We start from the raw sequence: 12,855 nt of genomic DNA on the forward strand, positions 1-12,855 counted from the left end.
CCTCTTGATAATCTTGCTTGGTTCCATTCCCACTGTAAAACATTTCAGCCAAATAGAGTTGCGCTTTCATATCCCCTTGCTCTGCCGATTCCTTAAACCAATGAAACGCTTTAGCAGGATCTTTAGCAACTCCTCGGCCGTCATAATACATATAACCCAAATTAAATTGCGCTTTGTCATGCCCCTGTTTTGCCGCTTTTTCAAACCAATGGATAGCGTGTGGGTAATCTTGTTTCGTTACAATCCCTTGATAGTAGAGGCCGCCGAGCGCAAACTGACCATCCGCATCCCCTGCTTCCGCTTTCAGCTGAGCCGATTTGATCGCTCTGTCTTTCATATCCCCGGATTCAGCTGCCATTGCCATTGAACCGAGCAGCAGTGTATTTATTAGTGCAATAGAGAGTATTTTTTTCATCATTATTCCTTAGAGGTAGTCTAGTATCAATTCTATATAGAAAACCATTAATAGTTCTTTAATGTTTTGCAAACAAGTCGATATTCACCCCTTTTCATTTCGGGTGTATTAAGTTTGTGATATTACTTTTTATGACATTTTAAACAAATTGTTATCCCGTTTCCCCCCTCCAGCAAAGCACTTGAATCTGAAGCATGCGGATTATGGCAACTGATGCATTCGAGTTCGTGTCCGGGCCGTGAGGGATCGGGTTTTCCGTGCGTAGGGTGAATTTTGTTTCCGAATGTATTGATAAAATGGTTCCCTTCCCGTTTATCGGTATGGCACGAGGTACAAAGCTCCCACGGTTTGGCTATTAAATAAAAACGGTTAACCGAAGAGTGCGGGTTGTGACACCGGGTACACTTCGCCGCATCCACCGGCATATGGTGAAACCGTTTTGCTTCCCATCTCTCTTTTGCTTTGGTATGGCATTTCAAACACGCCTCACCGATATGGCGGGGAAGTTTAAATTTTGGACCGTTTGCATCGTTATCCTTCTCCCCCGAACCGTTTTGTTTTTGATGGCACGAGGTGCATAGCCAATTGATAGCCGGGGCATGTCCCTCTCCTCGAGCGGTTAGTTTTTTATGGCAGCTGTAACAATTGGATTCTTCCGGATTCTTAAAGGCAATTCCCGAAATTTCGTTCACTTCCATAGTGTGACAGGGTGTACATTTTTTTTCATTAGAAGATAGATGAAAGTCTTTGATCACATAACTTTCGGGAGGGTGTTTATACCGTTTTTCCAAAACACTGTCGTGATAGAGAATAATTGAATATTCTTTGCTCCATCCGTTTTTCCCGTATCCTTTGATCCTAACTCTATTTTCCCCTGCAATCAACGGTACCGTTTTACAATAGGTATCCCTCCCTTTTTCTCGTGCCACCTCAACCGTTTGATTCGCATCGGTTGTAATCACTATTTTTTCAATCGATGGAGATTTAAAAGTGACAACAACCGAAGCCATCTCCTCGTGGTAGATCGAATGATCCATCGGGCTGAGCAATTCCCATCCCTCATTCATCACCTCTTCAGATCCGAAAATGGAATAATAGGAAAACAGGGAAACCATTATTATCAAAAATTTCATTATTGACCTTTACTCTTGAACAAAAATTGATCTCTTCCCAAATCCACCGTGTGTGTTCTGGGTTCATCAAGGAAATAGGGGTTATCCGACGCATGCGGATTATGACATTTTACACAACTTGGCTCCTGAGTTCCGGGACATCGCGAATTATCCCGCATCGAAGGGGGGAATTTTTTATCACCGTGACACTCGGTACACAAAACATTAGGGACTTCACGTATAAACATAGAGTGCTCTGATGCATGCGGATTATGGCATTTATTGCACAAACCTGCATCAAACGGAAGATGTCTGTATTTTTTTCTATCCCATATCTCTTTATTTTTTTCATGACAACCATAACATATCACGTGAATCGGGTCGGGAACATGATATTTAGACATTTCCGACACCCTTTTACCTTTTTCTTCACGCTTGCCGCTATGGCAACTGCTGCACACCCAATTGACTGCGGGAGCATGGGCATATTTGCCCGTAGTTGTTTTTTTATGACACATATAGCAATTAGACTCTTCTACATCGACAAAAGCGACCCCTTTCATCTCATTAAGACTCATATCATGACATTGCTCACACTCTTTTTCACTTTTGTCCGTGTGAAAAAAGGTTTCCTTATAAAATTTAGGGGGCACTTTGTACCCTTTTAAACTCTGTGAGACGTAATACAATTCGCTTTTGGCCTCATAGGCCAGATGCTCCCCTTTATATCCCCAAACCCGTATCGTATTCTCTCCGGGATGAAGTTTAACCGTTTTGGAACAGACATCATCGCACTCCCTTGTCATTTCCAGCGTATACCGTTCGTTTCGATCGGTAAGAATCAAAATTTTGCTGATATTACGGTCATGCACTTTGACGGTAAGCCCGGTATACGCTTCATGATGAATTTTTTTATCTACCGGGTGGAGAATCTCCACCCCTTCACTGGCCCACAATCCGAAAATCACAACCCCAAGTGAGCAAAAAATTTTTAGAATCATCGGATTCCCCCTTACCCCTCTTTCTTTTGCCCGATCCCCTTGGGATTAGCCCGATCATACTCAAACCTCTTATGACAAGCCGGAGCACAGGAGCCGCCATTGGGGGCATCCACAAACCGAAGCGGAAATTTAACGCTGCTAAAATCGGTGTACTCACGAATCAGATGTTTATTTTTCGAGGCATGCTCATCGTGACAGGCACGGCATGCACGCCCTTTACGGTCATTAACGTGTAAATTATGAAGATTGACATCACCGTCTCTAAATTTAGTTATATCGTCATCGGTCGTGAAACGTTCGGTTATTTTGGACTCTTTATGGCATTTAAAACAGAAAAAATCTTTGTTTTCAAGATCGGCATAGAAATTCTTCGTAAACGATTTTTTAAGGATACTGAAATTATCCGAGCCGTGCGGTTCATGACAACCGCTGCATCCCCCCTCTTTTCCGTTAGGATCACGGATCGGCTTATGCCAGTTTGGATTATCTTTCAGATGCTGCCCTATGTTGAGCAGCATCCCCCCGTCTTCATCGGCTTTCAGCGATTTATCATGGCATCCCAGACATACTTGAACCGGGTCTTTTTTCAAAATACTCCGGTAGTTCGAGGAATGGGGATCATGACACTCAAGGCATTTGCCTTTGCTATCGCTCACTGCACCGTGTTTGTACCGGACAGTGTTAATCCATTTGCGCATATCCCTATGATCTTTAATCGAACTGTGGCAATCAAGACAAAACTCCAGCCCCACCTCTTTTTTCATCAATGTTTTATAATTTGACGTATGGGGTTCATGGCATTCCAAGCAACTTTTTTCAGCCGGCTTATGTTTAAACTTGCCGTTCATCGTGATAAATTTTGTCATCCCTTTAGCTTCATTGCCCTTCTCATGACATTTTAAACAGGTGTCGTTGATCGAAGTCCCTCTAAGCATTTTCGGGACATCGGACTGGTGCGGATCGTGGCACGCCGTACATTTGCCCTCTTTTACCGGCTTGTGATCAAATTCTTTGGTATATTTGGTTTTATGACACTCATAACAAATTTCATGAATATTGCTTTTAACCAGTGCTGCCGGGTTGTCTCCCTTGGGAACGTGACAGATTTGGCATGCTCCCATTTTAAACGGTTCGTGCAGGTATTTTTTAAGCGGTTTAAGCTTGGCGGGAATATCTTTAAGATCGATCGGCTTGGCCTCTTTAATCATCATTTTGGTATGGGTAGGTCGCTCTTCGAAACGGATTTCATCTATCGGGATTTCTCTTGGTGCCGCAGGTTCCGGGGACGCTTCCGAAGAGCTGTGCCCCCGATTTTCCAAATCGAGCGCTATCTTATCGATATTCACTTCGGAGAGCTCTTCATCGGTAATATCGATCTTCTCTTCATGATCTTTCTGAAATACGTTGGCAGAAATCTGTTTCATAATCGCGATAAAGCGACCGAATTTTTCTCCTCCCCCTGACTGATAGAGAACCGCAACTATCCCTAAAGCGGCCAAAAGGAGTGCGATTTTTACACCATATTTCTTTATCATTGTTATTTCTCACTTCGTTATTTAGTCATTAACTGATGTTACACACTTTTCGGGCAAAGCCCGTAAAGTGGCGGGGACAATTTGTCCCCTGCACCCCCCTAAAGCTACCCGCATCTTTGCGGGAGATTACTAACCTTGTTATTTCACTCTTCGTTTTTTAGTCATTAACTGATGTTACGCACTTTCCGCTCATACCCCGTGAAGTGGCGGGGACAATTTGTCCCCTGCACCCCTCTAAAGCTACCCGCATCTTTGCGGGAGATTACTAACCTTTTCGCACGTGTTTAGACAAGGTGCGTAAGGTCAGATCAAAGGTAGAAAAAGTAACTGAGCGGGAAGACTAATTAATGTCCTTGATGCCCCATATCCGGCAACGTTGTTTCTGCGTTAAATTTCCCTGCCGGACAAACGGTTTCACTGACCGTGTTGCGCAAAAGATTCTCTTTATCCGCATGGTGAGGGCTATGACACTTATTACAGTCAATCTCTTTGCCTTCTGGCTTCACCCCTGTGATCGGAACATGACATTTGTAACACAGTTCACCCACGGTATGGGTCACAATCGCTGCGGGCTTCGCTCGGTTTGGGGCATGACATATTGCACATGCGCCCATTTCAAACGGCGGATGGATATATTCCTTAAACGGTTTGAGCGCTTCGGGCAAATATTGATAATCAATTTTCTTTGTCGTCCCCGTGTTTGCCTTAATATAGAGAGTTGTAATCTGTTCCAGAGGGCGAGAGTCTCCATGTGTGGCATGCATCAGATTCGTTGCAATATTTTGACTGATGACACCCAATCGGCCAAGCTTTTCCCACCCCCCTACTAGTGTCATTGCGATGATAATAATAATCCCTGCTCCAATAGCAATGATTCTACCTTTAGACAATGGTTTCATTTTTCATCCCTTCCGTTTACTCTGACTCAGGTGAGTCAGCGAGAGCTTCAGGGGCCTCAGGAAGGTACTTCTCAAGCTGATAGTGTCCTACGTGTTTGTGGCAATCAACACATCGCGCCAACTCTTTTCCCTCCTCACCCTGTACGACCAATTTTTTAGCAAAATAGGCTTTATGGGCCGTAAACGCTTTTTTATTCGGTCGGGTTCCTCTGAGAAGGTTTTCATGACAATGCAAACATCCCGAATCGTATACCCAGTTTCGACGTTCATCCCGTCTCTCATGCCAATCAATTTTAGAGGTATCATGGGTCGATTCAACCCATACATCCCAGATTCCGGTCCGTGCTTTCTGAACCAGATACCCCAGCGTCGATTCATGCGGAAGATGACAGTCGGCACATTTGGCCATGACACCGCTGTGACCGTATCCTCCATGAACGTCATTGCTATAGGCTTCCGCCATCGGCTTCATCGAATGGCATGCGGAACAAAAATTAACTCCGGATGTCTCCTGAACGGCCACTACCGTTACAAACGACACGACAAGCCCGACAATAACTCCACCCCCCGCCAAAGCAGCCAGCCCGCCCCAGCCGAACCAAAATTTTTTTTTCGGCTTTTCTCTTAGATCGGTACTGTTTTCCGATTCCATCATAAGAGCACCCCTTTAGTTTTAAATAATATATTTAATAAATATTTTTCATTTTCACATAATAATATTTAAATGGAGATTAGCACCGTTAAAATTGCGTAAAAAAAGAGACTTTAAAGATCAATATGGAAATTTATGTGAGGAATATTTGATGTATGCAAGAAGTGAAAAGAGGGGAACGCGTGCTTACAGCGCAGAGGTTACCCCTCTGCTGTATTTGTATTTTTTAAACTTCCGCTTACTGCGTGTCGATTTCGAGAAGCAAGGGCAATCAATACGAACACCGTAGCTACCGCATAATAGACCCAAACCGGTACCGGTACCGGATCACCCGCTGCATACGAATGAAGACCAGAGAGATAATAGTTGACCCCGAAGTAGGTCATAATAACTGAACTGTACGCAACCACAGAAGCAACGGTAAATGAGAATACCGAATTCAATTTAGGGATAAACCGTAGATGGACGACCGCCGCATACACGAGAATCGTCACCAACGCCCATGTCTCTTTCGGATCCCATCCCCAATATCGTCCCCACGATTCGTTTGCCCAGACACCTCCCAAAAAGTTTCCGACCGTTACCAGCGAGAGGCCGATAATCATCGACATTTCACTGATACGTGTCGATTCGCGGATACTGATGACAATCTGCCGCTTCGTCTCAGGATTGGAAACTCTCCCTAGCATAATAAAGAGAACCAGAGAGATCAGCCCTAACAATGCGCTTAATCCCAAAAATCCATAACTCGATGTAATAATAGAGACATGAATCGAGAGCCAGTACGATTTAAGTACCGGGACCAAATTGGTGATCTGCGGATCAAGCCAGCTCAAATGGGCAACAAAGAGGGCCGTACCCGATAAAATACCTGTCGAAGCAACCGCAAATTCAGATTGGCGCGCAAACATAATACCGGCCAGAATAATGGTCCATGAAATATACACCATGGATTCATACCCGTCACTCCAGGGAGCATGTCCGGAGATATACCATCGGAGGGCAAGATTGGCCGTATGGGCAATAAATCCTAAAACCAAAACACCCAAAACAATTTTTTGAGCCGTAGCCAGATTCAGCGTCGGCTTGAACAAACGGGCAAAGATAAGCCCCAGTAAAATCAGACCCGCCACTAAATACAGAGGGATCAGCCGTTCAAAAACAGCGGCTTTATTGTAAAACAACTCCGCTGCTACACTGAACTCCGATGGATAGACCTCTACACCGTTGATTTTTTGGTAAGCGATGATTTTTTTAAGAGCATTATTCGCCGTTGACCAATCCCCTTTTTCAAACCCTTCGCTCATCCCGACAAAATTATCCTGAAGAATCTGAGTAATTTGAGCAACATTCTCTTGCGGAAACTCTTTTAACGCATTGCCCGGACTATACCATGTATGAGCTTTATCCCCTTCAAGAGGAAAAATTCTCATAAAATCACTGGTATAAATATTATAGGCAATGTTCAGCTTTTCATCCAGTTTAATTAACTCTTTATCCAATTCATCCCGTTCAGCCGGACGTTTTCGGATCGCTTCATCGACTGCCGAAGCAAGTTTGTATTGTCCGCTTTGATCAGTAACATCGGTAAAGGCAATGTATTTCTTATCCGCTGAAACCCCTAACAACTCTTTTATTTTAGGGTGTTTGATCTTGATCATCGCAATTTTTTGCCACAATACCGGTTTGGAAGCCATACCGACAATGACCTGATTGTGCGAAAGCCCCATAACCGTACTTTGGCCGGAGAGCTTATTTACCAAATCGATGGCAATCGAATCCATCGGTTTAATTCGTCCGCCGGGGTCTTGCACCAAAAGCGATCCGAAGTTTTCGGCATAATCGTAATCCATTTTCTTAACGGTTTCGATCACACTTGGAAGATCCATCTCCTGATCTTTTTCATACCCTGCGTACGCATGTGCCGGTTGTGCCGTCAACAAAAGAGCGCTTATGGCGAATACGGCCATGAGGGATGCGGCGGTACGGTCATATCGGGTACGTGCCAATTTACCGAATCGGCTATTCGGATTAAAGAAATTCAAAAAGAGCCCTAGCGCCAACAAAATATACCCCAGATAGGTCGGAGTTTTCCCCGGATCATGGTTGACGGAGAGGATCGTTCCCATTTCATCGCGGTCAAACGAAGATTGGAAGAATTTATAGCCGCCGTGTTCGAGTGGGTTATTCATAAAAATCCTAAACGGTTCATTTTTCCCTGCAGCAGGATCGATCAGCGTCACATGACTCTCATACGACGAAGGGCTCATAGAACCCGGATATTTTTCCATGGCAAAATCGTCCAGTTTGAGAGAAAACGGCAATTCAATCTGCTTGGCTCCCCATTCCAATGAAATATCCGCGTCACCCAAACGGAAGTTCTCCGTAAACCCTTTGAACCGTTTTCCCTGCCCCATTAGGGCAACTTCACGTTTTTGGCCGTCATATTCCGCTTCAACAATCAGTGCGGAGAGCTCCTCCCCTTTCATCTGCATATCCATTTTCATCGACGCACGGTACTCATCTTCGGAGATTACCTTGACCGTACCGTGAGAAAGGACCGCTTTTGTCGCTATTTGCACACCGTCTACCGTATAGAGGTGACGTTTTGCGAATTCATCTTCATTACCGGCAGCGGCTGATCCGCTTTGCTGATCATCCATCCGGAGCCAATTGACGTCACGATTGGAAACAAAGGTAAATCTCCCCTCTTTTTCAGAAATGCTCAGATACGAACGGCTTGCGTCCGGAGCTTTGTCAAAATAGATCGCCAACGGTCCGACATCAACAAACTCCCCTTTGCGTAAAAAGAATTTTTCCGGTCCGCCGGGGGTCGGAATAACAAAAGCGATAACAGCACCTTGCGTAGGATCTTCAACCGCTGTTTTCGCCGCTTTTTTGATAAACTCTTTGAAACGAACCGTTACCGCTTTTCCACCGATTTCAAGTTTCTCATCCAAATCACCCTCTTCCAGACCCGCTGCATAAATGTTTTTTTCCGCATGATATTTTTTACCCTCTTTTAACGCATCGATCTGTAAAAAAGCGTCCGAAGAGAGCATCCGATTTTCGGTATCCCCCTCACGTATGTGCATCAAACCTTCATACCCTGTATAACGGGTGATCCCCGCACCGATCAAAATAAATAAAAATGCGGTATGAAAAATCAAGGTTGGAAGTTTTTTAAGCGAGAACATCCGAAAACGGATAATATTCGCCACGATTCCAACCCCTAACAGTATTTGAATCAATTCAAACCACTTGGCTCCGTACACCAATCCCCACGACGTCTCTGCACCGTGATCATTTTCGATAAACGTCGCCGTGCCGCTTGCAGCGGCAAATACGATTAACAAAGCCACTATAAACGGCATCGATATCAGAAATGAACCGATTTTTTTCAATAGATTCCCCATGAATCCCCTTTTGGAAATTTTAAATTACGGTTTTATACCACAATCGCGGTAAACAAAAAGCATCAACGCGATAAATAGAAAAAGATTATAATTAATGTGTTAAAAAAGTAACGTAAAATGGTTACTTTTTCACTTTTAAAAGAGGAGTCTCTTTTTCAGAGAGGATTTTTGCGTCATCCACTTTCCATCTAGGACCGATTTTTACGAGATTGTATTGCATTGCATAATCGGACTGGGTCCAGGGCTGGCTCACCTCTTTGGTCACAATCTGAATATAACGCCAACGCCAACGCTCCTGCGTCGTTACGGTCGCTTTCTCTTTATCGATCCGAATGGGGCCGAAATCGATCTTTTCGATGGAGGAATCCATAAAATAGTTATTTTCATGCCACGACTTCATCCAAATCATCAGTTTTTGGGCCCGTTTTTCGGTCGCAAAAGGTTCCATGTGTTCCACGCGATCTTTTTTCGAAGCAATAATGATCCCCTGCGTATACTGCCGTACACTTTCACGGATCATCGATTCCTCCGAGGCAAAAAGCCCCGTTGAGATAAGAAAAAAAAGTACCGAACCAACAGCTGATTTACGGATACGAATCATACGTAATCCCTGCTTTCGGCCCGCCGCCATGACATCCGTTACCGCCACCTCCGCATCCGTTTGCCCACATATTATCGGAATTGGACGTATAGGTCCCATCTGCGGCACTTTGACGGAAAAACCCTTCAGGTTTAAGCATCCGTCCCGCATCCGTACCGTCAACCGAATAATTGTAAGGCTGCGGCATTGTTTTATACCCTTGCAGCCGCGATACGGGAGAACCGTGCGGTATCGCGACATGACACTCGACACACATCAGTCCTTTCATCCCTCCAGAACCGCCTCCAGATGTTTTGTGGGGATAATTAATCGGATTGTGGCAATTTAGACAAAAAATTTCACCGCTTCCTCCTGCCGGAATATCCGTTATTTTATACAAATTACCACCCGTAACCGCCGTTCCAGTCCCGGATGGACCGGCCGGCCAATATCCGTTTGCCCCTTTAAGCATATAGGATCTGCTTGAACCGTGCGGCCCTTTTACCCCGCTTGTCGTTTCATCTTCCGCACCGTGACAATCGGAGCACATCATCGTTTGCGTTCCGGGACTCGTATTCCATGGTGCCTTTAGGTAAGTTGCTGCGAGAGGCGGCGCATAACGCCCCGCCGCAGTACCGTTTCCTCCGTAGGTCAATGACCCAACCCCCAATATTACCATATTCTTTGATGACATGACTACCGGATGGGCACTTCGGTTATAGGGGTTAAATTCCCATGCCTGATCGGTCGCATATACTCCGGTATGCTTCGAAAGAAGATGACTCGTTTCCCCCCCCCTTCCCGGAGTAGCGGCTCCTAGACCCCAATAGGAGTGGCATTTCATACAAATCTGGTACTCTTTAGTCGAACGTTCCTGCGTTGTAAAGGTGGTCGGCTGCGTCCAGCGGCTCGACCATGAGGGCTCAACACCGGGAACACCGAACAAGGCATATCCCTGTGCCAATCCGGCACTGTTCGAAGGGGTCGTCGGATACCAGTCTGCAGCAGCTGCATGTTTGTTCAACCCCGCCAAATGGGGGTTATGACAGTCTAGACACTCGGCATGTTTTGAGTCGCTCCACTTCAACCCCTTACCGGCCGTATCGTCCGGACGCGTGTTTCCCTCTCCGTAAAGGGTATCAAGATCGGTATGGACGCCATCTATCGTATTGACCGGATGTCCATACGTTCGGTTAAGAATCGATTCAACATCATTACCGCTTGCTCTTGTCCCCGTCCCGTGACACGGCGTCACATTGCGCGCGCTTCCGGCACCCAGATAACAGGTATTTTGTTCCACCTGTCTTAAAATATAGGGTTTGCTGTTCCCTTTGTGCGGGCTGTGGCAATTGACGCAAAACATCATGGCTACATTGACCCCTCCACCTGCACCATTATCGTAAGCGGCCAAGACCGCCGTATCGAAATACGGGGAACCATGAGTATTATGTGCTGAAGGCGGCCCTCCGACCATGGTTTTACTGTGACATGAGGTACACGTCGTAACCACATTGGCCGCCTGAGACGCTCCTCCGGTCACATGTAAAAATTTCTTATTTTCGGTATGCGGATCATGACACGAGGTACACTCGATGTATTGTTTTCCGGTATAACCTGCATAGGTATGAAGTTTAATCGGTGCGGTAGGGGGATTTTTAAGTTCAGCCGTACGTGTACCGCTTCCAAACGCAAGCAACTTGGAGGGATCATATTCAAATCCGACGGGGTGATGTCCTCTCAAATCGGTTCCGATATATCCTTGTGCTGAAGCCGGCATCGTCCCGTTTGGATTCACTGCAGCCGGGTTCATAGCGAGCTGAGTATTCCCCATAAGTGTCCCACGAACCACATAAACCGATCCCACCGCGACGGTGCCGTCATGGCAGCTGAGGCATTGACGTGAAAGGGTTCCCGGTGTCCCGGGGGCCGTTCCCAAATCCGTCGGTGTCGCATAATTCATCCGGTTCAGATAGTCGCTGTTGTACATAGTATAAGAAGATGTCGGCATGCTGCGGTTCCATAACGGCGCCGTACCCGCTTGAGAATTATGGGGAATGTGACAAAAGATGCACACCTCCTGTTCCCCGGTTGCTTTAATTGTTCCGACTCCCGTTGTGGAAAAATTATGCTTTGTATTAATAATGGCAGCTTCTGCCGCACTGACCATAAACAAAGAAATCAATACCGATCTGATAGCATATTGCATTTTCATTGTAGCTCCCCACTTTCCGGATTAGGAAGTTTTTTGATCTTCTGAATCCTCATATTGTAAAAATCGGCGATATAAAGAGTGCCGTCACGGTCAACCACAATATCTTTCGGGGAAGAAAATTCTCCCTTTCTCTCCCCAAAATGGCCAATCACCAACAGTAATTTACCTTCAGGATTAAATATCTGTATTGAATGGAATAAAGAATCAGCAACATAGATATTACCTTCCCTATCCACCGCTACACCTCGCGGACTCCCGAAATTGCCGATTTTATCTCCCAGTTTACCAAACATACGGAGAAATTTTCCATTCGGATCCAGCACCTGTATCCGATGATTCATCGAATCGGCAACATAAAGGTTGCCTGCTTTGTCGAGTGCCAAATAGGTAGGTCGATTAAATTCTCTCTCACCTGACCCTTCCGCACCGATTGTCGTTATAAATTTCCCTTCAAGGGAAAAGACCACAATCACTCCCGAAAGGGTATCCGAGACATAAATTCTCCCCAACTCGTTATTAATGACTAATCCTGTCGGACGGGATATTTTAACCTCTCCTTCACCCAAAGCATAAAGAAACTCCCCTTCAGGTGAAAAGACCGCTATCTTTTCGAGTGCCGAATCGGAAACATAAATACGCCCTTGATTATCGCAAACCACATCAACGGGGGAAATAAACCGCTCTTCACCAAAGCCTTCAATCACCCTCATTTCGTTTTCAGTAGGATCAAATATGAAGAGGGACTGATTGCCGCCGTCTGCGACATACATTTTCCCGTTGGAATCGATATCGATTCCAAAAGGTGCTGCCAGTATTCTGGTCTGATTACCGGCGATATAATCCCAAATCTTTTTCCAAAATCCCGGTTTGATATTTAAATCATCCCCTTTGGTAATCGATCCGACATATTCAAATCGGGCCGGATCGGGAGGTGCGGGCCAAACAATCCGCTCTACCTCAGATGCATGAAGCAGCAATGCCCCAGCACTTACCAACCCAATCCAGATCGAAAGTTTCTTATTCATGACTACCC

Annotated in this window: 10 protein-coding genes; all 10 read right to left on the reverse strand. The window is 45.4% G+C overall.

The genetic code is table 11. The annotated features are described in order from the left end of the window. Positions 1-415: tetratricopeptide repeat protein (locus M0P91_RS08315; protein ID WP_295066307.1), on the reverse strand; the 415-nt coding region annotated here is incomplete at its 3' end. A 122-nt stretch (positions 416-537) separates the two neighbouring features. Further along, positions 538-1,548 (reverse strand): cytochrome c3 family protein, encoded by a 1,011-nt coding sequence (locus M0P91_RS08320; RefSeq protein ID WP_295066308.1) that lies wholly within the window; start codon positions 1,546-1,548, stop codon positions 538-540. After that, the gene (locus M0P91_RS08325; protein ID WP_295066309.1) at positions 1,548-2,528 is read right to left on the reverse strand and encodes a cytochrome c3 family protein; all 981 of its coding nucleotides are present in this window, start codon (positions 2,526-2,528) and stop codon (positions 1,548-1,550) included. Before M0P91_RS08325 ends, M0P91_RS08320 begins: the two co-directional genes overlap by 1 nt. 11 nt (positions 2,529-2,539) lie before the next feature. Further along, the gene (locus M0P91_RS08330; protein ID WP_295066310.1) at positions 2,540-4,063 is read right to left on the reverse strand and encodes a cytochrome c3 family protein; all 1,524 of its coding nucleotides are present in this window, start codon (positions 4,061-4,063) and stop codon (positions 2,540-2,542) included. Positions 4,064-4,407: 344 nt separating this feature from the next. Next, positions 4,408-4,962, reverse strand: coding sequence for a cytochrome c3 family protein (locus M0P91_RS08335; protein ID WP_295066311.1), 555 nt, complete (start codon positions 4,960-4,962; stop codon positions 4,408-4,410). A 16-nt stretch (positions 4,963-4,978) separates the two neighbouring features. Beyond that, positions 4,979-5,617 carry a NapC/NirT family cytochrome c gene (locus M0P91_RS08340; RefSeq protein ID WP_295066312.1) on the reverse strand — a complete coding sequence of 213 codons (639 nt, stop codon included), beginning with the start codon at positions 5,615-5,617 and terminating at the stop codon, positions 4,979-4,981. 197 nt (positions 5,618-5,814) lie between these two features. Beyond that, entirely contained in the window at positions 5,815-9,030 is a 3,216-nt protein-coding gene (ccsA, locus tag M0P91_RS08345) for a cytochrome c biogenesis protein CcsA (RefSeq protein ID WP_295066313.1), read from the reverse strand. A gap of 121 nt (positions 9,031-9,151) precedes the next feature. Beyond that, positions 9,152-9,631 (reverse strand): hypothetical protein, encoded by a 480-nt coding sequence (locus M0P91_RS08350; RefSeq protein ID WP_295066314.1) that lies wholly within the window; start codon positions 9,629-9,631, stop codon positions 9,152-9,154. Next, positions 9,615-11,822 (reverse strand): cytochrome c3 family protein, encoded by a 2,208-nt coding sequence (locus tag M0P91_RS08355; RefSeq protein ID WP_295066315.1) that lies wholly within the window; start codon positions 11,820-11,822, stop codon positions 9,615-9,617. Before M0P91_RS08355 ends, M0P91_RS08350 begins: the two co-directional genes overlap by 17 nt. Further along, complete coding sequence (locus M0P91_RS08360; RefSeq protein WP_295066316.1) at positions 11,819-12,847, reverse strand: 6-bladed beta-propeller; 1,029 nt, start codon at positions 12,845-12,847, stop codon at positions 11,819-11,821. Before M0P91_RS08360 ends, M0P91_RS08355 begins: the two co-directional genes overlap by 4 nt. Between the last annotated feature and the right edge of the window lie 8 nt (positions 12,848-12,855).

It is taken from the genome of Sulfuricurvum sp. (assembly GCF_023229695.1).
Taxonomy (GTDB): domain Bacteria; phylum Campylobacterota; class Campylobacteria; order Campylobacterales; family Sulfurimonadaceae; genus Sulfuricurvum.

Bases quoted from the DNA above. Each gene is read 5' to 3' on its own strand.
- M0P91_RS08325 (WP_295066309.1), bottom strand. From the start codon at position 2,528: ATGATTCTAAAAATTTTTTGCTCACTTGGGGTTGTGATTTTCGGATTG.
- M0P91_RS08355 (WP_295066315.1), bottom strand. From the start codon at position 11,822: ATGAAAATGCAATATGCTATCAGATCGGTATTGATTTCTTTGTTTATG.
- ccsA (WP_295066313.1), bottom strand. From the start codon at position 9,030: ATGGGGAATCTATTGAAAAAAATCGGTTCATTTCTGATATCGATGCCG.
- M0P91_RS08350 (WP_295066314.1), bottom strand. From the start codon at position 9,631: ATGATTCGTATCCGTAAATCAGCTGTTGGTTCGGTACTTTTTTTTCTT.
- M0P91_RS08335 (WP_295066311.1), bottom strand. From the start codon at position 4,962: ATGAAACCATTGTCTAAAGGTAGAATCATTGCTATTGGAGCAGGGATT.
- M0P91_RS08320 (WP_295066308.1), bottom strand. From the start codon at position 1,548: ATGAAATTTTTGATAATAATGGTTTCCCTGTTTTCCTATTATTCCATT.
- M0P91_RS08340 (WP_295066312.1), bottom strand. From the start codon at position 5,617: ATGATGGAATCGGAAAACAGTACCGATCTAAGAGAAAAGCCGAAAAAA.
- M0P91_RS08330 (WP_295066310.1), bottom strand. From the start codon at position 4,063: ATGATAAAGAAATATGGTGTAAAAATCGCACTCCTTTTGGCCGCTTTA.
- M0P91_RS08360 (WP_295066316.1), bottom strand. From the start codon at position 12,847: ATGAATAAGAAACTTTCGATCTGGATTGGGTTGGTAAGTGCTGGGGCA.